Annotated in this window: 17 protein-coding genes; 12 read left to right on the top strand and 5 right to left on the bottom strand. The window is 40.8% G+C overall.

Features of this window, described 5'->3' with window-relative positions; genetic code table 11:
• Positions 1–2 precede the first annotated feature (2 nt).
• Genes mraY through ftsZ form a run of 8 tightly spaced genes read left to right on the top strand, consistent with a single transcriptional unit; the run spans position 3 to position 10375 of the window.
• Positions 3–1238, top strand: coding sequence for a phospho-N-acetylmuramoyl-pentapeptide-transferase (gene mraY, locus ACESK1_RS02265; protein WP_372917497.1), 1236 nt, complete (start codon positions 3–5; stop codon positions 1236–1238).
• Positions 1238–2608: a UDP-N-acetylmuramoyl-L-alanine--D-glutamate ligase gene (murD, locus tag ACESK1_RS02260; RefSeq protein ID WP_372917495.1), complete on the top strand. Its 1371-nt coding sequence runs from the start codon at positions 1238–1240 to the stop codon at positions 2606–2608. Before mraY ends, murD begins: the two co-directional genes overlap by 1 nt.
• Before the next feature lie 29 nt (positions 2609–2637).
• Positions 2638–3840, top strand: coding sequence for an FtsW/RodA/SpoVE family cell cycle protein (locus tag ACESK1_RS02255; RefSeq protein WP_372917493.1), 1203 nt, complete (start codon positions 2638–2640; stop codon positions 3838–3840).
• Position 3841: 1 nt separating this feature from the next.
• Complete coding sequence (gene murG, locus ACESK1_RS02250) at positions 3842–4936, top strand: undecaprenyldiphospho-muramoylpentapeptide beta-N-acetylglucosaminyltransferase (protein WP_372917491.1); 1095 nt, start codon at positions 3842–3844, stop codon at positions 4934–4936.
• 2 nt (positions 4937–4938) lie between these two features.
• Positions 4939–6297: a UDP-N-acetylmuramate--L-alanine ligase gene (murC, locus tag ACESK1_RS02245; RefSeq protein WP_372917489.1), complete on the top strand. Its 1359-nt coding sequence runs from the start codon at positions 4939–4941 to the stop codon at positions 6295–6297.
• On the top strand, positions 6287–7003 hold the full coding sequence (locus ACESK1_RS02240; RefSeq protein ID WP_372917487.1) for a cell division protein FtsQ/DivIB: 717 nt from the start codon (positions 6287–6289) through the stop codon (positions 7001–7003). The genes murC and ACESK1_RS02240 overlap by 11 nt, the downstream gene beginning before the upstream one ends.
• Positions 7004–7006: 3 nt before the next feature.
• Positions 7007–8365: a cell division protein FtsA gene (gene ftsA / locus ACESK1_RS02235; protein ID WP_372917485.1), complete on the top strand. Its 1359-nt coding sequence runs from the start codon at positions 7007–7009 to the stop codon at positions 8363–8365.
• A 27-nt stretch (positions 8366–8392) separates the two neighbouring features.
• Positions 8393–10375 carry a cell division protein FtsZ gene (gene ftsZ, locus ACESK1_RS02230; protein ID WP_372917483.1) on the top strand — a complete coding sequence of 661 codons (1983 nt, stop codon included), beginning with the start codon at positions 8393–8395 and terminating at the stop codon, positions 10373–10375.
• 70 nt (positions 10376–10445) lie between these two features.
• Here the strand turns inward: ftsZ and ACESK1_RS02225 are convergent, their stop codons facing one another.
• The 5 genes from ACESK1_RS02225 to ACESK1_RS02205 form a co-directional block, all read right to left on the bottom strand.
• Positions 10446–10646 carry a hypothetical protein gene (locus tag ACESK1_RS02225; protein WP_372917481.1) on the bottom strand — a complete coding sequence of 67 codons (201 nt, stop codon included), beginning with the start codon at positions 10644–10646 and terminating at the stop codon, positions 10446–10448.
• 150 nt (positions 10647–10796) lie between these two features.
• Positions 10797–11354: a hypothetical protein gene (locus ACESK1_RS02220; protein WP_372917479.1), complete on the bottom strand. Its 558-nt coding sequence runs from the start codon at positions 11352–11354 to the stop codon at positions 10797–10799.
• A 15-nt stretch (positions 11355–11369) separates the two neighbouring features.
• Complete coding sequence (locus tag ACESK1_RS02215; RefSeq protein WP_372917477.1) at positions 11370–12905, bottom strand: helicase HerA-like domain-containing protein; 1536 nt, start codon at positions 12903–12905, stop codon at positions 11370–11372.
• A gap of 43 nt (positions 12906–12948) precedes the next feature.
• Positions 12949–14004, bottom strand: a complete 1056-nt coding sequence (locus ACESK1_RS02210; RefSeq protein ID WP_372917475.1) for an LD-carboxypeptidase — start codon at positions 14002–14004, stop codon at positions 12949–12951.
• 155 nt (positions 14005–14159) lie between these two features.
• The gene (locus tag ACESK1_RS02205) at positions 14160–15458 is read right to left on the bottom strand and encodes a D-alanyl-D-alanine carboxypeptidase/D-alanyl-D-alanine-endopeptidase (RefSeq protein WP_372917473.1); all 1299 of its coding nucleotides are present in this window, start codon (positions 15456–15458) and stop codon (positions 14160–14162) included.
• A gap of 185 nt (positions 15459–15643) precedes the next feature.
• On the opposite strand from ACESK1_RS02205, the gene ACESK1_RS02200 reads away from it, so the two are divergent.
• The 4 genes from ACESK1_RS02200 to ACESK1_RS02185 all read left to right on the top strand — a co-directional run bounded on the left by ACESK1_RS02200 (position 15644) and on the right by ACESK1_RS02185 (position 22353).
• A complete protein-coding gene (locus ACESK1_RS02200) occupies positions 15644–18733 on the top strand; it encodes a SusC/RagA family TonB-linked outer membrane protein (RefSeq protein WP_372917471.1) in 3090 nt (1029 codons plus the stop codon).
• An 11-nt stretch (positions 18734–18744) separates the two neighbouring features.
• Positions 18745–20160, top strand: a complete 1416-nt coding sequence (locus ACESK1_RS02195) for a SusD/RagB family nutrient-binding outer membrane lipoprotein (RefSeq protein ID WP_372917469.1) — start codon at positions 18745–18747, stop codon at positions 20158–20160.
• Positions 20161–20221: 61 nt separating this feature from the next.
• Entirely contained in the window at positions 20222–20890 is a 669-nt protein-coding gene (locus tag ACESK1_RS02190) for an N-acetylmuramoyl-L-alanine amidase (protein ID WP_372917467.1), read from the top strand.
• Between the two features lie 11 nt (positions 20891–20901).
• Positions 20902–22353: a M14 metallopeptidase family protein gene (locus ACESK1_RS02185; RefSeq protein WP_372917465.1), complete on the top strand. Its 1452-nt coding sequence runs from the start codon at positions 20902–20904 to the stop codon at positions 22351–22353.
• The last annotated feature ends 46 nt before the right edge of the window (positions 22354–22399 follow it).

Raw genomic sequence — 22399 nt, 5'->3', positions numbered from 1 at the left:
ATATGTTATACTACTTATTTGAATATTTAGATGCAGAATACGGGGTGCCTGGAGCGCGACTTTTCCAGTATATCTCCTTTAGGTCGGCGATGGCGATTATTCTTGCGCTTGCGATTTCTACTATTTACGGTAAAAGGATTATCAATTATTTAAGAACAAAGCAAATTGGGGAGAGCGTAAGAGACCTTGGTCTTGAAGGGCAAAGTGAAAAATCTGGGACACCTACTATGGGTGGGCTTATCATAATTATTGCAACCTTAATTCCGGTATTGCTTTTCGCCAGGCTAGATAACATTTATGTTCTTTTGCTCATTGTCACCACCCTTTGGATGGGAGCAATTGGCTTTATAGACGATTATATTAAAACCTTTAAAAAAGATAAAGAAGGTCTGTCTGGAAAATTTAAAGTAATTGGCCAGGTTGGGCTCGGGCTTATTGTTGGAGCCACGATGTACTTTCATCCGGCGATAACAGTTAAAGAGGAAACCAACAGGCCTGCAACTGAACAGCAGGAAATGTTGGTTGATACCGATGAGATCGTGATGGGCCCTGAAGAGAAAACTACCACCACCACCATTCCTTTTGTAAAAAATAATGAATTCGATTACTCCAGCCTTATTACCTGGATTAATCCAGTGCTTAAAAATTACGCATGGCTAATCTTCATCCCAATCGTGATTTTTATTGTGACTGCCGTTTCCAATGGTGCCAATTTAACCGACGGGATTGATGGTCTTGCTGCAGGCTCCTCAGCCATAATTGTCTTAACGCTGGGGATTTTTGCCTGGGTTTCCGGTAACATCATTTTTTCAGATTATTTAAACATTATGTACATCCCCCGGTCTGGAGAGATGACAATTTATATCACTGCCTTCGCAGGATCTTTGGTTGGTTTTCTTTGGTATAACACATATCCGGCACAGGTTTTCATGGGAGACACGGGAAGTCTGACTATAGGCGGAATTATCGCCGTATTGGCTATTGCCACCCGAAAGGAATTACTGATACCGATTCTGTGCGGAATCTTTCTGATGGAAAATCTTTCGGTGGTATTACAGGTTGCCTGGTTTAAGTTCACCAAACGAAAATACGGTCAAGGAAGAAGAATTTTTCTGATGTCTCCTTTGCATCATCATTATCAGAAAAGGGGATATCACGAGAGTAAGATTGTAGTGAGGTTCTGGATCGTGGGAATTTTTCTGGCGATTGTGACCATCATCACCCTTAAAGTGAGGTAATGAAGAAGGACTGGAGAAATATTAGCGAATCAGGTTCACAAAAACTGGTGATCCTGGGAGGTGGAGAAAGTGGTGCAGGCTCGGCCATTTTAGGAAAGAAGAAAGGCTTTAAGGTCTTTGTTTCAGATAAAGGAAAGATTAAGGATAAGTATAAAGAAGTTCTTGAAAATATTGAGGTTGAATGGGAAGAATTACAGCATACAGAAGCTAAGATTCTGGATGCAGATGTGGTGATGAAAAGTCCGGGAATTCCAGATACAGCTCCTTTGGTGGTAAAACTTAAGGAACTTGGGATTCCGGTGATTTCTGAAATTGAATTTGCCGGCGCTTTTACTTCAGCAAAGATAATTGGAGTAACGGGAAGCAACGGAAAAACAACCACCACGAAATTCATTCACCATATTCTGAAAGCCGGTAAAATTTCAGTAGGAATGGCCGGAAATGTAGGAGACAGCTTTGCAAAACAGGTTGCTGAAACCACGCCCGACTGGTTTGTACTGGAGTTAAGCAGTTTTCAGCTGGATGGAATTGAAAATTTTAAGCCAGAGATAGCTGTGTTGACCAATATAACCCCCGATCACCTGGATAGATATGATTATAAACTGGAGAATTATGTAGCATCAAAATTCAGAATAACCGAAAATCAAACTGAAGGTGATTTTTTCATTTTCGATGCCGATGATGAGATCATCAAGGAATGGTTGGATAACAACAAGATTAAAGCGCAAAAACTTCCATTTTCCCTGGAGATGAAAATTGAAAATGGAGCTCAATTAGAAAACGAAAATATTGTAATAAACATTAATAACGATCAATTTAATATGCCAACAACAACATTAGGTCTGCAAGGTAAGCACAATACCAAAAATGCCATGGCTGCTGCAACAGTAGCTCAGTTATTACGAATTAGAAAGGAAACCATACGTGAGAGTATGGAGAATTTTCAGGGTGTGGAACACCGCCTGGAAAAGGTTTTGAAGATCAATAATGTTCAGTATATAAACGATTCCAAGGCAACCAATGTGAACGCTACATTTTATGCCTTAGAAAGTATGGAATCTGAAACGGTTTGGATCGTTGGCGGAGTAGACAAAGGAAATGTCTACGACGATTTGTTGCCTCTGGTAAATGAAAAAGTGAAAGCGATAATCTGTCTTGGGATGGATAACGCCAAACTGGTAAATACCTTCGGGAACTGTGTTGAAACTATTGTGGAAACCCAATCTATGGCTGAAGCCGTTCAAATGGCATACAGGCTTTCAGAAAAGGGAGATTCGGTTTTATTATCTCCGGCCTGCGCCAGTTTTGATCTTTTTGAAAATTACGAAGATCGTGGTAGACAATTTAAGGACGCAGTACGAAATCTATAAAATTAAAAGCTGAAAAGAGCACCAATTAAATGAGCAACTTTTTTTCAAATCTTAAAGGAGACAAGGTTATCTGGGCAACTGCCGGCTTGTTGGCATTATTTTCATTTTTGCCGGTTTACAGCGCCAGTAGTAACCTTGCGTACCTTTATGGAGATGGAAGCACATTTAAGTATGTGGTTGTTCACTTCTTTCATCTGGTGCTTGGCTTTTCCTTGCTTTTTGCCATTCATAAAATACCCTATCATTATTTCCGCGGGCTTTCTATTTTATTTTTGCCTGTGGTTATCGTGCTTTTATTATACACAGCCTTTCAGGGAACCATCATTGATGGTGCTAACGCAAGCCGCTGGATACAAATTCCTGTTTTAGGTGTTTCATTTCAATCCTCTACGCTGGCATCGGTGGTTTTAATGGTTTATGTGGCCAGATACTTATCAAAAATGACTCATAAAACTTTAAGTTTTAAAGAGTCTATTTTACCACTTTGGCTGCCCGTGGGTGCAGTATTAATGCTAATTTTGCCGGCCAACTTTTCCACCACCGCTATCATATTTTGTATGGTGTTGATGTTGATGTTCTTAGGAGGATATCCAACTAAATATCTCGGGATCATTGTTGCAGCGGGCTTTATTTTACTCACCATGTTCATTCTTACAGCGAAAGCTTTTCCCGGACTATTGCCAAATAGGGTGGATACCTGGGCAAGCAGGATTGAAAACTTTTCGAATGATGAAGATACCGAAGCCGATTACCAAATAGAAAAGGCAAAGATCGCTATTGCACGTGGAGGAGTAACAGGAACAGGAATAGGGAAAAGCGTACAAAGAAACTTTTTGCCACAATCTTCTTCCGATTTTATTTACGCGATAATAGTTGAAGAGATGGGGTTATTAGGAGCCTTTGGCGTGATGGGTGCATACCTGATGCTGCTGTTCCGAATAATAATTGTGGCGACCAAAGCCAATACTATGTTTGGGAAACTGGTGGTTATGGGAGTTGGTTTGCCGATAATTTTCCAGGCACTCATCAATATGGCGGTGGCTGTTGAACTGTTCCCGGTAACCGGGCAAACCCTGCCGCTGATCAGTAGCGGAGGGACCTCGATTTGGATGACTTGTATGGCCCTGGGAATTATACTTAGCGTGAGCGCCAAAAGGGAAGAAATTAAAGAAGCTGAAGAGCGATTAAACGAAGAAGAAAATCCGCTTGATATTTTAAGCGAAGCGATATAAAATGAGAAAAGACCTACGCGTCATATTATCTGGAGGAGGCACAGGAGGCCATATTTATCCGGCGATTGCAATCGCTAACGAGATAAAAATGCGTCACCCTGAAGCTAATTTCCTATTTGTGGGTGCAAAGGATAGAATGGAGATGGAAAAAGTACCACAGGCCGGGTATGAGATCGAAGGTTTATGGATAAGCGGAATTCAGCGAAAACTGAGTCTGAAAAATTTATCCTTTCCGTTTAAATTATTAAGTAGTCTGAGTAAGTCCCGTAAAATAATAAAAGATTTCAAACCTGATGTGGTGATTGGCACCGGCGGCTTTGCCAGCGGGCCTTTATTGAAAGTAGCGAGTTCTCAAAATATCCCGACCCTCATCCAGGAACAGAATTCGTATCCGGGAATTACCAATCGGTTGCTTTCAAAAGCAGTGGATAGAATATGTGCAGCTTATGAAGAAGTAAAGCGATTTTTTCCTGCGGAAAAGACCGTGATTACAGGCAATCCGGTGAGGCAGGATCTTCTGGAGGTAAATTCTAAAAGAGCTGAGGCCCAGGAGTATTTTAAAATTGATGCTTCCAAAAGAACCGTTTTAGTTCTTGGCGGAAGTCTCGGCGCCAGAAGAATTAACCAGTTGATTGAGAAATTTGCTGAAGAATTTGAGAAAAAGGAGATTCAGTTGATCTGGCAGACAGGAAAATTGTATTTCAGTGAATATAAAAAGTACAACGGGAAATTCGTGCAAACCCACGAATTTCTGAACAGAATGGATATGGCCTATGCTGCAGCCGATGTGATCATTTCGCGGGCCGGTGCAATAAGCGTTTCAGAATTATGCATTGTTGGAAAACCAGTGCTATTTATTCCTTCGCCCAATGTGGCCGAGGATCATCAGGCGAAAAATGCGCGTTCAGTTGCAGAGAAAAATGCCGCGTTAATGCTAACTGAAACTGAACTGGAAGATAGGTTTGAAACAGAATTTTTTGGCTTGCTGAATTCAGAAGAAAAGCAAAAGGAATTAAGCCGGAATATTAAAGAATTGGCCTTGCCAAATGCGACTTCGGCAATTGTAAATGAAGTAGAGAAATTAATAAGGGAATAACTTTGATAGAACTAAATCACATAAAGAACATTTATTTTATCGGTATTGGCGGAATAGGGATGAGTGCGCTTGCGCGATATTTCAAATTCCAGGGTAAAAATGTAGCCGGGTACGATAAAACTTCCACTCCGCTTACCAGAACTCTGGAGAGCGAAGGGATCCAGGTGGTTTATGATGAAGCTGTGACGAGTATTCCGGAGAGTTTCACTCATCTTGAAGGTACGCTGGTGGTTTACACGCCGGCTATTCCAAAAGAACATAAGCAGTGGTTGTATTTTATTAGCAGGGAATTTCCGTTGAAAAAACGGGCTGAGGTCCTTGGACTAATCTCGAAAGGGAAAAACACCCTGGCCGTTGCCGGTACTCACGGAAAAACTACGACTACCGCGATTCTCGGTCATTTGCTGAAGGAAACAGGAGCTCCTGTAACGGGATTCCTGGGCGGGATTAGCGAGGATATTCAAAGCAATCTAATTCTGAAGGGAGATGAAGTTATCGTGGTTGAAGCTGATGAATTTGACCGCTCCTTTATGCAGCTGGCCCCCAATATTGCGGCAATAACTTCAATGGATGCCGATCATCTTGATATTTACGGGGAGAAAGAGGAACTGGAGAAAACTTTCAGGGATTTTGCAGCGCTTATTCCCGAATCAGGAACGCTATTTGTGAAGAATGGTCTTCCAATTGCAGGAATAACTTTAGGTATTGAAGATGATGCCGATTATGCTGCAACTGATATAAGAATCGAGAAAGGCACCTACCATTTCAATTTAAGAACACCTAATGGAATAATTAAGAACTTAAAATTTAATCTGCCCGGCAAACACAATTTGCTTAATGCTATAACAGCCCTGGCGATGGCTATTCAGTACGGCTCCCCAACCGATGAACAACTCGCCAGGGCTTTATATAGCTTCAAAGGTGTGCGTCGTAGATTCACCTATAAAATAAAAACCGATGAGTTGGTACTCATCGATGATTATGCACATCACCCTGCGGAAATTGAAGCGGTGCACCAGGCGGTAAGAGAAATGCATCCTGGGAAAAAGGTATTGGCGGTATTCCAACCACATTTGTTCAGTAGAACCCGTGATTTTGGAGATGATTTTGCTAAAAGCCTGGCCAAATTTGATGAATTGTTGCTATTGGATATATATCCTGCAAGAGAACAACCAATTGAAGGGATTGATTCCGTGTGGTTGTTTGACCAAATTAAGATGAATTCAAAGCAGCTTATCACCAAAGAGCAGCTTTCAGAAGAAGTAAAGAAAAGTGATGCCAGCGTGATCGTAATGATGGGCGCCGGAGATATAGGAGAAGAAGTTGAACCTTTAAAAAATATCCTTCTAAATGAAAAGTAAGATGGGCTACATAAAAGGCTTGTTTTTACTGGTGTTGGTAGGCTTTTTATACGGTTTTGCCGAACACCGCCACAAATCCCGAAAAATCAGTGAAGTGAACATTGAATTTATCGAGGATGAAAACCTCTATATCACTGAAGAAGCGGTTAATAAGTTGTTAATACAAAATAACCTGGAGCTCACGAGTATAGATAAAGAAACTTTAGATTTGAATAGGGTGGAAATCCTACTGAATAACCACGATATGATTGAAAACGCAGAGGTTTACCTGAATCTTGATGGCAAACTCAAAGCCGATATCAGTCAGCGGAAGCCAATTGGACGCGCAGTAGGGAACTCTTCATTCTACCTGGATAGGAAAGGTGAGGTAATGCCTCTTTCTCCTTACTACTCGGCCAGAGTGCCGTTGCTTTTCGGGTTTGATGATGAGAATGTATCTGAGGTGTACCCGTTGGTGAATTACATAAAGAACGATAAATTTTTAACTCAGCATATTACAGGTATAAACAGGTTGAATAGCGGGAAAATTGAGCTGGAAATGCGCAAACTCGATTTTAGTGTGTATTTCGGAAAGGTGGAAGATATTCCTTTGAAGTTCAACAATTTTAAGGTTTTTTATAAAAAAGCGCTTAAAGACGATAAACTGGATACCTATAAAAAAGTGAACTTACAATTTGGAAACCAGGTTGTTTGCACGAAAAAGTAAATTATGGAACAAAGCGACATTGCAGTAGGATTAGATATAGGGACCACGAAGATCGTGGCTATGATAGGTCGTAAAAACGAATACGGCAAGGTGGAGATCGTGGGGATTGGTAAATCCAAGAGTCTTGGTGTTCACCGCGGGGTGGTAAACAATATCACGCAAACCATTCAGTCTATTCAGCAGGCCATCCAGGAAGCGGAAGCTGATTCGGGACTGAAGATCGAAGATGTGGTAGTAGGAATTGCAGGTCAACATATCCGAAGCCTTCAGCACAGCGATTACATAACCCGCCCAAACCCCGACGAGGTTATTGATGCCGATGATATTCATACCCTTTGCAACCAGGTACATAAACTGGTAATGCTTCCGGGAGAGGAAATTATTCACGTTTTGCCACAGGAATACAAGGTTGATGGACAGGCGGAAATCAAAGAACCAATCGGTATGTATGGAGGGAGGCTTGAAGCCAACTTCCATGTAGTGGTAGGTCAGGTTTCCTCCATTAGAAATATTGGACGTTGCGTTAAAAGTGCAGGTCTTGAACTTTCGGCAGTGACCCTTGAGCCGTTGGCTTCGGCGAATGCCGTATTGAGTCAGGAAGAAAAAGAAGCTGGAGTTGCTTTAATTGATATAGGTGGAGGAACCACTGATCTTGCCATTTTTAAAGATGGGATCATTCGGCATACAGCGGTTATTCCCTTTGGCGGTAATGTGATTACAGAAGATATCAAAGAAGGTTGTTCGATCATTGAAAAACAAGCTGAATTACTGAAGATAAAATTTGGTTCGGCCTGGCCCGGGGAGAATAAGGATAACGAAATAGTTTCTATTCCCGGCCTACGTGGTAGGGAGCCTAAAGAGATCACTCTGAAAAACCTATCCAAGATCATTCATGCCAGAGTCGTAGAAATTATTGACCAGGTTTACCTGGAGATCAAAAATTACGGTCACGAAGAGCAAAAGAAAAAATTAATTGCCGGGATGGTACTTACCGGTGGAGGAGCACAACTTAAGCATATAAAACAACTCGCCGAATACATTACCGGAATGGATACCCGAATAGGCTATCCTAATGAGCATCTTGCAGGGAATAATGATTCTGAAACTACCAGCCCAGTATATGCTACCGCAGTAGGATTAGTGATGAATAGCCTGGAGCACGGAGCAAAAAAGTTTCAGGAAGAAGCATTAATGAAGAGCAAGGAACAACGAGAAGAAGAGCTCAAAGAAAGCTTTGATCAGGATATTGAAGATCAGGAAGACCTGAAACCCGACCCCAATGCCCCAGGAAAACATACCCGAAAGAGTATTTTCGATAAATGGGCAGAAAAGTTTAAAGATTTTTTAGATAACGCAGAGTAAAAAGAGAGAACCAGTAAAACAGAATTTATGAGCAGTACAGAATTCGGAAACATATCATTCGATTTACCAAAAAACCAATCGAACGTCATAAAAGTTATTGGTGTAGGCGGCGGCGGAAGCAACGCCATAAATCACATGTTCCAGCTGGGAATTAAAGGAGTAGATTTCGTAGTCTGCAACACCGATTCTCAGGCCCTGGAAAACAGTCCGGTTCCCAATAAGATCCAGTTAGGTGTAAGCCTCACTGAAGGTCTTGGAGCAGGAGCCAATCCTGAAATTGGTCAGCAGGCAGCAGTAGAGAGTTTCGATGAGATCAAGCAAATGCTCGATACCAATACCAAGATGGTATTTATCACCGCCGGAATGGGTGGAGGTACCGGTACGGGTGCAGCCCCTGTAATCGCCAAACAGGCCAAAGAAATGGATATCCTTACCGTGGGAATCGTAACTATTCCTTTTCAGTTTGAAGGAAAAATGAGGAACGAACAGGCGCAGCTTGGAGTGGAAAGACTTCGCAGTCATGTAGATTCGCTTATCGTTATCAACAATAATAAACTTAGGGAGGTTTATGGGAACCTCGGTTTCAAAGCCGGTTTCTCAAAAGCCGATGAGGTTCTTGCTACTGCGTCCAGAGGAATCGCGGAAGTAATTACCCATCACTACACTCAGAATATTGACCTTAGGGATGCAAAAACTGTTCTAAGTAATAGCGGAACTGCAATTATGGGATCGGCGCAGGCTTCTGGTGCCAGTCGCGCCCAGGATGCCATCAGTAAAGCGCTTGATTCACCATTGTTGAATGATAATAAGATTACCGGAGCCCAAAACGTACTGCTGCTTATTGTTTCAGGTTCCGAAGAGATTACCATTGATGAAATTGGTGAGATCAACGATCATATTCAAGCTGAAGCCGGCCATAGCGCAAATATCATTATGGGGGTTGGAGAAGACGAGGCTTTAGATGATGCAATTTCAGTTACTATAATCGCTACGGGGTTTAATGTGGAACAACAAAATGAAATTGTAAATACCGAAGCCAAAAAGATCATTCATACCCTTATGGATGAACAAAAAGCCGAACAGGATCTAAATCCCAGGAGAACAGGCGGGCTTTCTTCTGGAAACAAATATCCTGGTGAGACCAGTAAGCAGGAAGAGACCGAAAAACCAAAAATAGTTCATACCCTGGATGATAGCCTGGAAGAAGTTGATGAAGTTGGAAATATAACTAGCAAGAAAGATGAATTGCTGGAAACTCCACAGGCTGCCAGAGAGATGGAAGTGACATATGATGAAGTAAATCCCGATGATTTTATCATCAATGAGACCTCAGAGAAAGTTGGTGATCTGGAGGTGAATGAAACTGAAGAGGTGAAATCGGAAAACGAGGAACAGATTATGTTCACTTTCGATTTCCCATTAAATCAGGAGGAAAAGGAGCCTAAGAAGGAAATTTCTTCAGAAAAACCTTCGGCGAATACAAGAGAGACTGAAATCAGGAAACACGATCTTTATGAAAAATCCAAAGAGATAGAGGTAAATGAACATGTAGAGATCATTCCGGTAACTGAAAGTTCGGCTCGCGGAGTAAAGCGTTACAGTCTGGATGATTATATGGAATTGGAGAGAAACCTTGAGAATTCGAAGTCAACAAAACAGGAAAAACCAAAGGATGAGACTATCGCTTTTGAAAAGAAAACTGTTGCACCAAAACCTGAACCTGAACATAAGGATAATGAAGACCCTTTTGATAATCCACTTTCCGAAGTGCTAATTGAACGTGCAGCCGAAAGAAGAGCGAAAATGAAGGAATTCAATTATAAATTCAGAAGCAATGCAGCGCAGTTAGATGAATTTGAAAAGCAACCCGCGTATAAAAGACAAGGGGTGAATCTTGATCAAAACAAACCGGGAGAAGAAAAGTTATCCCGAACCAGCCTTGGCCAGGACGAGAATGACGACCTTCATTTTAGAAGAAATAACTCATTTCTTCACGATAATGTAGACTAACTATCCAATAATCTGCTCATAAAAAAAGGTGCCTAGTAAGGCACCTTTTTTGTTTTTTCAAAAAGTAAGTTTAATGGTTTTCAGCTTCAATATCCTCGGTATCCTTTCTTCTTTTAATAAGTGAAATTCCTGCTAAAAAGAATATGAATCCAATTATGGTTAAGGCCCATGGATGAACCATTAGGGCAAAGCTGCCAAATACTCCCAGAATACCCATAACCAGCGCGATCGCTCCGCCAATTGTCATAATGATTCCTAAGATTTTAATCATAACTAAGTGTTTTGGTTAGAGGATAAAGTTACTCAAAGATTTTACACAGGTGTTATGATTAACATTTCTTAAAGATTGACAATTAATTGATTTGTCTCTTTTTGACCTTCAAGATTGTTGCTGAAATGAACTTACAGGAATAAGACAAAATTAATCCCAATAGATCATAAAGTATTTAATCTTAGCCTCATCGGGTATTTGTGAAGCTCTAATCCTGGTATCGGTATCATAACGCAAATTTGAGGGTAGTTCCTGCTTGTCTATGGTGATATAAGCATTTAGCTCATCAAGAAAAACCACAGCCGCGTTAAGCGTATTTTCGATCCTGGAGATGTTGTAATTTTCTACAATATCTTTAAAAGTGCTTTCAGTACTAATGCCTGCTTTGGTTTCATAGCGAGAGTCCAGAATTCTAATATAACCAATTGTACTTGTGGAATCGAATTCCTGCAGAGGTTCCACAACAAGCAACTGATTTCCACCTTTTTCAAAGATCTTTATCTCGTCGGTGGAGCGCAATTGTTGTTCACCACTGGTTTGTGTTACAATGGAATCATGGGGGAAAACAGAATCCAGTTTATTAATTCTAAGATCTTTTTTAATAGGTCCCACCTGAGAGGCCGTGATCAAAAAAGGATTGTCTTCATCCTTTTGACAGGAAATAATACTTATGGCTATAACTAAGATTAGGAATAAGTTACTTTTCATATAATTTTACTTGATTTATTTTAATAGCTTATTTAAAATTCCCAGGGCACCTCTTATAAAAGTGGCGCTGGTTAAAACTTTGATTATTGCTCCTTCGGTTTTATTTTTACTTCGGGAACCCCGATGACTGCCCGAAGCTTCCTTCTGGCGTTTTAATTCTTCCTCTTTTGCTTTTTCCTTGGCCTTGTCAGCTTCTGCCTCCTCTATTTTTTTATTCAGAAGTTCGTAAGCGCTTTCGCGGTCTATTTCTTCGTTATATTTCTTTCTTAACGAAGAGGAATAGATCTTTTCCTCTAATTCCGAATCACTAAGTACATCCATTCTGCTCATTGGAGCTCTTAGCATTGTCGCAGCGAGAGGAGCTGGCCTACCTTTTTCATCAAGAGCAGAAACCAATGCTTCTCCAATTCCTAACGAGGTTAGTTCGGTTTTGGTATCGTAATAATCTGAAATAGGATAATTTTCGGCAGTCAATTTTATCGCTTTTCGGTCTTTGGCAGTGAAGGCTCTCAGTGCATGCTGAATTTTTAAGCCCAGCTGTCCTAATACTTCTGAAGGTACATCGGTGGGGTTTTGTGTGACAAAATAAAGACCAACTCCTTTAGAGCGGATCAATTTTACGATGCTTTCAATCTGGTCTAAAAGCGCATCTGAAGCATTTTTAAAAATAAGGTGTGCCTCATCTATAAAGAGCACAAGTTTGGGTTTATCGCTATCTCCTTCTTCAGGAAAAGTAGTGTAAATTTCAGCCAGCAGACTCAGCATAAAGGTTGAAAATAGCGCAGGTTTATCCTGAATATCGGTGAGTCGCATCACATTGACGTAGCCGTGCCCCTTGCTGTCTTTTCTGCAAAGGTCCTGGACATCAAAAGAGCGTTCCCCAAAGAAGCGTTCTGCGCCTTGCTGTTCCAGGGCCACTATTTTTCTTAAGATCGCCCCGGTTGATGCGGTGGAAATCCGGCCGTATTCTTGTTCAAATTCTTCTTTCCCTCCATCTGTGGCATACTGAATGATTTTTTTCAAATCTTTCAAGTCCAAAAGCGGAAGATGGTGGTCATCACAATATTTAAATATTATCGCCAGGATGCCTGCCTGGGTTGGTGTGACATCCAGAATCCTGGAAAGTAATACCGGTCCGAATTCACTAACCGTAGCTCTAAGTCTTACTCCGTCCTGTTCAGAAATTGTAAGAAATTCAACGGGAGAACTGCCGGGCTCAAAAGGGAAGCCCAATTTTTGATGTCTCTCATCGAGAAAGTCACCACCTTCAGATTTTTCAGCAATCCCGCTTAGATCTCCTTTAACGTCCATCAACAGAACAGGAACACCTTTTTTTGACAGATTTTCAGCAAGGATCTGCAGGGTTTTAGATTTCCCCGTTCCTGTGGCTCCGGCGATCAACCCGTGCCGGTTCATCGTCTTAAGTGGAATTTTTACCGCGGCCTCGGCATAGGTTTTCCCTTCAAACATTGCCGCTCCCAGGTGGATAAAATCGCCTTTGGGACTGTAGCCTTTTTGAATATGTTGAATAAACTCTGCTGATTTCTCCACGCTGAAGTTTTGATAAATGTATAAAAATTGTTTTTACAAGTAACTAATCAACGCCCGGAGTAACTAATTCAAATATTCCCTTTTCGGCATCCATACGAGCCGTGATTCCGTTAGGAATGGTTACATTATCATCAATATGCCCGATCATAGCTCCCGAAAAGGCAGGAATACCAAGGGGTTTGATGTAATGGTCTATGACTTCTTCGAGGGTAAGGGAGCCATAGCCGCTTCCGCCGGGTTTACAACTGCTGCATTTTCCGAAGATAAATCCGCTAATTTTATCCAGTACGCCTCCTAAATATAACTGAGACATCATCCTGTCTACGGCATAAATTTGTTCTCCCACATCTTCCAGGTATAGAATTTTTCCTTCCCAATCTGTTGGAAAATATTCCGATCCCATAATTCCCGTCATCACTGATAGATTCCCACCCAGTAATTGACCGGTTACCTGCCCCGGGGTTATCGTTCTAATCCTGTTTTTGGTTTGTGTAAGCTGACCTCCTTTGTCTTCGGGATTTTCATAAAGAATTGCTTCTTTTTCAAAAAGTAGTTTTTTTAAGTGATCACTGCTAAAGGAATTCCAAACCGATACGGCAACCGGGCCGTGATAAGTTACGAGGCCGGTTTTCTCAAAAATAGCAAGGTGAAGTGCAGTGATATCGCTATACCCAATAAAAATCTTAGGATTCGCAGCAATAGCTTCATAATCCAGCTTGTCCAGAATTCTTGCTGCGCCCGATCCACCTCTTAAAGCGATAATTGCATTAATTTCAGGATCGCGAAACATCTCGTTCAATTCTTCAGCACGCTCTTCGTCACTGCCGGCCAGATGTCCATAACGGTTTTTGACGTGATTTCCGAATTTCACATTGAGACCCAAAGCCTCAAAAGATTCTTTGGCAATTTCAAAAGGTTCGGTTTCAAAAATTGCGCTGGCAGGACTTACTATTCCAATGGTTTGCCCTTCTTTTAATGCTTTTGGAATTAACAGCTCGGAATTTTTATTTCCGTTGAAATTAAGGTTATCTGAAAAAGAACTCAGCGGAAAAGCCAGGCTTCCCAGTCCTATATTCTGTACAAAGGTTCTTCTTTTCATTTCTTATAATTTATATCCCAATTTGGGAATTCGGCACAGAATTATAATCATGTTCCTGTATGCTGCCATTTTTCGGCCCGCCAGCAAGCCGGTTTCATTCCTTAAAATTTCTATAAACCGAAATTAGCTATTTTTATTTACTTCCCTTTTATTTTTTAGTAATTGTCTCTAATCTGTAGCAGTATCTGTTCCATGCCATCTTTAAGTTCGGAGGTCGGTACGGTGTAATTGCTGTTCATGAAACTAAAGACCAGCAATTTACCTTTTTTAGTAAGCAGGTATCCGCTAAGGCTATGATTATGGCGCAAGGTGCCTGTCTTAGCGAAAATATATGGTTTTTCGGCTTTGTAAGAATTTCTCAGAGTTCCGGATTCGCCTCCTGTCGCCAATAAAGAAAGCAACCGATCCTCTGGAACTTCTTCTTTTATTTTCAGAAGTAAACTTATCATAGTGCGCGGCGTAAAAAGATTGTATCGCGACAGCCCTGAACCATCTACCCAATAAGGCTCGTCAGTGAGGTCTTTTAGGTGGGTCTCTTTCATATGCTTTATGGCTATATCGCTTTTTAGCGTGTCACTTATTTCTTGAGCTGCTAACAACAAAATTTGTTCAGCGATAAAATTATCGCTCACTTCCATCATTCTTTTGTACATGCTGTCTGCGGGTATACTGTTAAGTCTCTCGGAAAATTCTATTTCAGGCTTATCTTTTATGTAAACCGGTTTTTTTAGCGTATCACCTAGAAGTGTTGCTACTAGTTGGGGGGAATAGTGAAAAGGTACATTCTGGCTGAAGTTGTTTTCTCTTTTTGGATTCTGAAATAAAAACGCGTTGCTGCGGGGTACCCTTCGAATTCTATTCCTTTCTTTTTCAGAAATAACTATTGAATCTAAAAAAACCTCCGGACTAATTTCAGGAATTTCATTCCCTGTTTTAAATGCGAAGTTGACCAGATTCCCATAAATCGGTAACGGAGTTCTTTCCGCAGAATAATAGGAATTAAAATCATCCCAGGCCCAACCCGGCCCCTGATGTTTTTCGGTATAAACAGGCAGTACCATAACCAAGGTTTCATTTCTTTCTCTTAAAAACGGTAATACCGGGGAGTCCGGTAGATTAGGGTTTAGTAAAGATGGATCGCCTGTGCCGGTAAAGAAAAGGCTGTCATTTTGAATTTTGTATTTAAGAGCAGGCACAGAGTCTCCCAGAATTTTTAATCCTGTATAAAGGCTGAATAATTTGGTATTTGATGCCGGTGTGAAATATTTTTCTCCGTTGTGGTCATAAAGTATCTTTTTCTCTTCCGGGTCATAAACCATAAATCCAGCAAAACCTTGTTTGAAAGCAGGGGATTCCCTGAAGTCCTTATCGATATTTTTGGTGGTTCTCTTTGTAACAGAACAGGAAGCCAGGAGAATGATCATCCCAAAAAGCAGAAAAAGGCGATAGTTCATTTTATATAATTTGAAGATTTCTAATGATTGAGATTTTAATCAATCTTTCAATAAAATTTATTTATTCAAAGATAGCTTATATAAAAATTTATCAAAACTTTATTTTTTAAGTAAGATATAATCCTATTGTAGACCTAATTTATATATATTTAAAGATTATTAGCAAAATTATAACACTAAACGGAATGAGAAACAAACTTACACTTTTGGCTTTTTTAGCCATTTTTCAGATTTCCAGTATTTTCGCTCAGGAGCGCACCGTTTCTGGAACAGTGACTATTGCCAGTGATGGCATGCCACTGCCGGGCGTGAACGTACTGGTGAAGGGAACCAACCAGGGAACCGTGACCGATATGGATGGGGAATATTCCATTGACGTTGCTCCTGATGCTGTTTTGGTATTTTCCTCGCTTGGTTTTGAGGGGCAGGAAATAGCTGTGAACAACCAAACTACTATTAATGTACAAATGGTGGAAGATTTGGAAAGTTTAGATGAGGTGGTAGTAACCTCCTTTGGTATTGAACGAGAAAAGAAAGCTCTTGGGTATGCGGTGCAGGAAATCCAGGCTGAAGAGATAACGCGAACCAAGCAACCTAATATTGTAAGTGCTTTGCAGGGACAATCTGCAGGGGTACAAATCACCAATTCTGGTGGTGCGCCCGGTCAAAGTGCAAGAATAATTATTAGGGGGATTAACTCTTTGGATCCCACCGCCGATAACCAGCCGCTTTTTGTAATAGACGGTGTTCCCATGGATAACTCCACAACAGAAAGTAGCGGAACCCCACGTGGATTATCTAACCGTGCTGCAGATATCAACCCAAATGACATTGAGTCTATGAACGTGCTTAAAGGTGCAGCAGCCACCGCGCTTTATGGAGTGCGTGCAGCCAATGGAGCGGTAATAATTACCACCAAGAAGGGTAAGGAAGGCGACGTAAAAATCAACCTTACCAGTAGCATTGGGTTTGAAGAAGTAAATCAATATCCGGAAACTCAAAGTGTTTATGGTCAGGGTTTCGGTGGAGAGTATGATCCGAATTCATTTTGGCCAAACTGGGGGCCTTCTATGGATGAAATAAGACAAATTGATCCGGATGCCCAATTTTACAATATTTGGGAGGATGCCATGCAAACCGGTGTGCAATACGACAACTCCTTTAATATTTCAGGAGGAAACCAAAAAGCTAATTTTTATGCCTCTATAAGTAACCTGGACCAGGAAGGTATCTTGCCTTTTAGTACCTGGGGAAGAACTTCTGCTCGTCTAAACGGGGAATTGATGTTTAGCGATAAATTTAAAGTTGCCGGGAATATGAATTATGTGATTTCCGGAGGTAACCGGGTTCCACATGACAGGTTCATGGAGCGAATGATATATAACACCCAAAATGCTGATATTACCGATTACATCAATGAGGATGGTACAATGAAATCCCGGGGAGGTAATACTAACCCTATTTACGATGCTCGTTTTAGCACCTTTGAAGATGAAGTTAACCGTATAACTGGAAATCTTCGCTTTACTTATAGTCCGTTTGAATGGATGGATGTGAATTACCTCATAGGGACAGATTATTTCAGCGATTTTAGAACTGAAATCACTCCCGGACCTATGGGCATTGAAGGCGAAGTGCCATTGAGTAGTACCGGATTTATCACTGAAACCAGGATTGATAGTAGGGATATAAATTCGAACCTTTTTGTGACTCTCAAGAAGGACTGGAGTGACAGGTTAAATACTACACTTCGCGTAGGTAATGATGTTTTTGAGAGGGATTATGAACGAGTTGATGCTACCGGCTCTGATTTTGTGATTCCACAGTTCTATGATCTTAGTTATACCAGACAGCTTTCAAACGATCAGGATAAAAGAAAAAGAAGACTAGTGGGACTTTACGGTGACTTGATGGTAGATTACGATGAAATGCTTTTTCTGAATATTACTGCCCGTAACGACTGGACCTCTACCTTACCTCAGGGTAATAATTCTTTCTTTTATCCTTCAGTGAACCTGGGATTTGTTTTTACCGAAGCTTTAGAAATACCAGATTATCTAAGTTTTGGAAAAATAAGAGCCTCTTATGCTGAAGTAGGAAAAGATACAGATCCCTATAGAATTGGTCAAACCTACAATGCCCCTGGTGATCCTCTAAATGGAGAAGTGCGTTTTTCCAGGGATAGTCAGTTTGGTGATCTAGCTTTGAAACCAGAACGTACTCGGTCTGTTGAATTGGGTGCAGATCTTAGGTTCCTGGAAAATCGCCTTGGACTGGATTTCACTTGGTATAAATCAAACTCCAAGGACCAGATAATTCCTGTCCCTGTTTCTGCTACATCAGGTTTTTCGACATTTATAACCAATGCAGGAGAAATTGAAAATTCAGGGGTGGAATTTATCTTAACTGCTAACCCGGTTAGAACCGATGATTTTAGATGGGATGTGACCTTTAATGCAGCATATAATCAAAATGAGGTAATTAGTATCCGGGAAGGAATAGAACAAATTCAAATTGGGAGCCAGTTTGGTTATGTGGGAAGTACCGTATATACTTTCTTAACTGAAGGAGAAGCTTATGGAAACCTCTATGGTTCCAGTTATGCGAGATATGGTGCCGATGAGGATGCGACTCATCTCGATAGTGATTTGCCAATTATTATTGGGGAAGACGGATTTCCGGAAAGAAATACAGATTTACTTATTCTTGGTAACTCTACACCAAAATGGATTGGAGGCTTGAGAAATAATTTTACTTACAAGGGCTTCGATCTTTCCTTCCTTATAGATTTTAGAACTGGAGTCGACCAATACAGTCAGTATGATAACTTCTTCTCTGCTTTTGGAATTCCGGAATATACCCTGGATAGAAATGATACCAAAGTATTTGAAGGGGTGCTGACAGATGGTACTCCAAATACTCAGGAAGTATGGCTTGGCCAGGGGGTTGGACCAGATGACAGAAATTACGGAGCAGGATTTTACCGGAACACCTACAGAAGGGTGAGTGAAAACTTTGTTCATGATGCATCCTTCATAAAATTAAGAAATATAACCCTGGGCTATAACTTCCAGGAAAATATCCTTAATTCAATAGGGTTATTTGAATCGGCAAGAATATCTGTTGCTGCCAATAATATTATACTTTATACTCCGTGGGACGGGTATGATCCCGAATCTTTTAGCGCGGGAGCCGGAGGTAATGCCACCGGTTATACCGGCTTGGGATATCCCGGGGTACAAAGCCTGTTTTTCACTCTTAATTTAGGCCTATAAAAATATTGAATATGAAAATTTTTAAAACAACATATAGTTATTTGATAGTTGCCACCCTAATGATATTTGTTACGGGTTGTGATGACTATCTTGATATAAATGAGAATCCGAATAATCCAACCGATGCTCCATTGGCTGGACTAATGACGAATTCTACTTATGAGACCGCTCAGAACACCTACCGTCTTGGTAGTAGTACTTCCTATTATGTGCAATTTCTGGCTTCACCAAACCCGGCTAGTTCCTCAGACGTAATGGATGAGGTTAGTTTTGATAACACCTGGTCTAATCTGTATAATGTGATGACAGATTTGAATGATTTGATCCTTAAAGCAGAGGAAACCGAAGCTAATCATTACGAAGGAGCCGGTAAAATACTTATGGCAGTAAATCTTGCGACTGCCGTAGACGCTTTTGGAGATGTGCCTTTTAGTGAGAGTTTTAATTTTGAAACTATAACTCCGGCATATGATGAGGACAGCCAATTATATGATAGGGTTTTCCAATTCCTGGATGAAGGAATTGCGGCTTTATCCCAGGATACTGATCTACCTATTGGGAACGATGATTTTATTTATGGTGGCAATGCCGATAATTGGATAAAATTCGCACATATGTTGAAAGCTCGTTATCTGAACCATTTGAGTAAAACAGGAGCCTACAGCCCAACTGAGGTTCTGGCCGCATTAGATTCAGGTTTTGAAGGAAATGGCGATGATGCACAGGTGGAATATTTTGATGAAGCTTATAATCCGTGGTATATTGTAGCAGATAATAATGAAAATCTGGTGCTGGGAGGATGGATCTCAGAACAATTTGTGGAAGCGACAGATGGGACCACCTTTGGTGTGGAAGATCCGCGCTTGCCATTTATGATTGGAACAACAGACGATGGAGAATATATAGGCGTTCCTAATGGTGCAGGCCGCGGAAGTGCTTCAGAGCAGGGGGAAAGATCTACCCTGGTAACTGATGGTTTCTACTCTTCTCAAAGAGCCCCTGTATTGATAGCGACTTATGCTGAACAAAAGTTTATAGAGGCTGAAGCTGCCTTCAGTGTGGATAAAACGCGTTCGTACAACGCTTACCTGGAAGGAATCAGTGCTCATATGAGAAAGCTTGGAGTGGAAGAATCTGATATTCAGGCATATCTCAGCAATCCGGAAGTGAGCATGGGAGAAGAAAATTTCACAATAGAAGATATCTTTAAGGAAAAATGGATAACCATGTTCCTGCATCCAGAAGCCTGGGTTGATGCCAGGAGGTTTGATTATGCTTATGAGAATTTTGATCTGCCTGCAAACCTTAACCCCAATCTAAATGAACAGTTCATTCGTAGATTACGCTACCCTGACTCCGAACTTAGTCGTAACGGGAACAATGTGCCTGATGTGACTTTACTGGATAGGATTTTCTGGGACGAATAAAATGAAATTTCATTAATTTAGAAGGGCTGCTTTTGGTAGCCCTTTTTTAATTTTAGAAAATATGAAAAGACTTGCTTTAATTACAATCTTGCTTTTTCTTGCTTCCTGTGGCACAACCAGGGAGGCTGATTACTATATCGTAGATAAGCCTATAAATTTCAACGAGGAGCGCAGGGAACTCAGTCTGAATTATATGGAGGAGCGTTATAATCTGTATAAGAAAACACCAAAGATAAATCCTAAAATGATTGTCCTGCACTGGACGGCAATTCCAACGCTTGAAGGCTCTTTCAGAGCTTTTGATCCCGTGAAGTTGCCCGGAGCAAGGGCTGATATCCAGGAGGCCGGTGCCCTGAATGTTTCTGCACATTTTCTAGTTCATCGCAATGGAGAAATTTACAGATTAATGCCTGAAAAACTCATGGCCAGGCACGTTATTGGTCTTAACCATGTTGCTATTGGTATTGAGAATGTTGGTGGAACCGAAGATGCGCCCCTAACCCGGGCACAGGTAGATGCAAACATCTGGTTGGTGAATTACCTCGCAAACAAATATGATATTGACTATCTCATTGGACATTCTGAGTATACAAACTTTGAAAATCATCCCCTATGGAAGGAGAAAGACAGCGAATATCGTACCCAGAAAACCGATCCAGGGGAAGATTTTATGGATGCTGTTAGAAATGCGACGAAAAATTTTAATTTTAAACCTGTTCCCAAATCTTAATTTTCAAGAAAATGAAAAAACTTCAATTATTACCGATCTTCTTTTTGCTTTTCAGTTTTGGACTTTCGGCTCAGCAGGAATTTTATAAAGAACTTTATGAAAAATATCCTGATTACAAGGAGGAAGAGATCAATCAGAGAAGATTTACCCACGAGCTGGTAGTAGATCTTATTAGTAAACAAGAGAAAAACTCCGATTTCAGGATTAATAAAGTAGGAGAGTCTATTGAAGGCAGAAGTTTGAATCTTTTGAGCATTGGTTCCGGGGAGACCGATGTGCTGCTGTGGTCGCAAATGCATGGAGATGAATCTACCGCCACGATGGCCCTCTTTGATATATTTAATTTCCTGAATTCTGCTGATTTTAAAGCCGAAAAAGAAGCAATGCTGAAAGAAGTAACCTTGCATTTTCTCCCCATGCTCAACCCGGATGGCGCAGAGAAATTTCAAAGACGAAATGCTTTAGGAGTTGATGTGAACCGGGATGCACTAAGATTACAATCGCCCGAAAGTAAAACCCTAAAGAGAGTAAGAGATAGCCTCGATGCCGATTTTGGATTCAATCTTCACGACCAGAGTCGCTACTATAACGCAGAAGGCACTGAAAAACCTGCAACTATTTCCTATTTGGCTCCGGCTTACGATTATGAAAAATCCATTAATGAAGTTCGCGGGAACGCTATGAAACTTATTGTACTCATGAATAATGTGATTCAAAATTATGCTCCCGGACAGGTTGGCAGGTACAATGATGATTTTGAACCTCGTGCTTTTGGTGACAATATTCAGAAGTGGGGCACCAGCACCATTTTAATTGAAAGTGGCGGTTATCCAGATGACCCGGAAAAACAGGAAATAAGAAAGCTGAATTTTGTATCAATTCTTGCTGCAGTTTTCGCTATTGCAGAAGATGATTATAAATCGGTGAATATCGAGGAATACGAGAATATTCCGCAGAATGACTCCAAACTTTACGACCTTAAATTAACAGGAGTAACTTATGAATTGCTGGGGAATGACTACATCCTTGACCTCGGAATTAACCACAGCCAAGTGCCAGGCGACACGCCCCAGGAATATTCCTATCGTGCTTATGTGGCAGATCGGGGAGATCTTTCTACGAATTATGCTTACAACAGCAAAGACCTTTCTGGGTATAAGCTTATTTCAGGAAAAGTTTACCCTGAAAACCTAAAGGATATGAAGGAGGTGGAAGAACTGGATTTTAAAGACCTGTTGGAGCAGGGTTATGCCTATATTCCGGTTGGGGATCTACCCGAAAAGGAAAATTTTACTGATTATCCGATCAACCTTGTTTCTCCCGATTTCAAAGTTTCAGATAAAATTTCTCATTCCTTTTTTCTGGGCAAAGATGAAGAGGTTGAATACGCAGTTATTAACGGTTTCCTGGTTAAAATTGGCGAAGAGCTTTCCGCAGTAAAAAATGCTTTGATCTTCAAATAAAAATTAGAAATAAATAATCCTGGCCTAAAGCGGAGAGGAAAAAAAT

The sequence above is a fragment of the Salegentibacter sp. genome, assembly GCF_041642575.1.
Lineage (GTDB): Bacteria > Bacteroidota > Bacteroidia > Flavobacteriales > Flavobacteriaceae > Salegentibacter.
Note: the sequence above shows the minus strand (reverse complement) of the source record. Positions and strands in the feature narration are given on the sequence as shown.

Bases quoted from the DNA above. Each gene is read 5' to 3' on its own strand.
- mraY (WP_372917497.1), top strand. From the start codon at position 3: ATGTTATACTACTTATTTGAATATTTAGATGCAGAATACGGGGTGCCT.
- murD (WP_372917495.1), top strand. From the start codon at position 1,238: ATGAAGAAGGACTGGAGAAATATTAGCGAATCAGGTTCACAAAAACTG.
- ACESK1_RS02255 (WP_372917493.1), top strand. From the start codon at position 2,638: ATGAGCAACTTTTTTTCAAATCTTAAAGGAGACAAGGTTATCTGGGCA.
- murG (WP_372917491.1), top strand. From the start codon at position 3,842: ATGAGAAAAGACCTACGCGTCATATTATCTGGAGGAGGCACAGGAGGC.
- ACESK1_RS02240 (WP_372917487.1), top strand. From the start codon at position 6,287: ATGAAAAGTAAGATGGGCTACATAAAAGGCTTGTTTTTACTGGTGTTG.
- ftsA (WP_372917485.1), top strand. From the start codon at position 7,007: ATGGAACAAAGCGACATTGCAGTAGGATTAGATATAGGGACCACGAAG.
- ftsZ (WP_372917483.1), top strand. From the start codon at position 8,393: ATGAGCAGTACAGAATTCGGAAACATATCATTCGATTTACCAAAAAAC.
- ACESK1_RS02225 (WP_372917481.1), bottom strand. From the start codon at position 10,646: ATGATTAAAATCTTAGGAATCATTATGACAATTGGCGGAGCGATCGCG.
- ACESK1_RS02220 (WP_372917479.1), bottom strand. From the start codon at position 11,354: ATGAAAAGTAACTTATTCCTAATCTTAGTTATAGCCATAAGTATTATT.
- ACESK1_RS02210 (WP_372917475.1), bottom strand. From the start codon at position 14,004: ATGAAAAGAAGAACCTTTGTACAGAATATAGGACTGGGAAGCCTGGCT.
- ACESK1_RS02205 (WP_372917473.1), bottom strand. From the start codon at position 15,458: ATGAACTATCGCCTTTTTCTGCTTTTTGGGATGATCATTCTCCTGGCT.
- ACESK1_RS02200 (WP_372917471.1), top strand. From the start codon at position 15,644: ATGAGAAACAAACTTACACTTTTGGCTTTTTTAGCCATTTTTCAGATT.
- ACESK1_RS02195 (WP_372917469.1), top strand. From the start codon at position 18,745: ATGAAAATTTTTAAAACAACATATAGTTATTTGATAGTTGCCACCCTA.
- ACESK1_RS02190 (WP_372917467.1), top strand. From the start codon at position 20,222: ATGAAAAGACTTGCTTTAATTACAATCTTGCTTTTTCTTGCTTCCTGT.
- ACESK1_RS02185 (WP_372917465.1), top strand. From the start codon at position 20,902: ATGAAAAAACTTCAATTATTACCGATCTTCTTTTTGCTTTTCAGTTTT.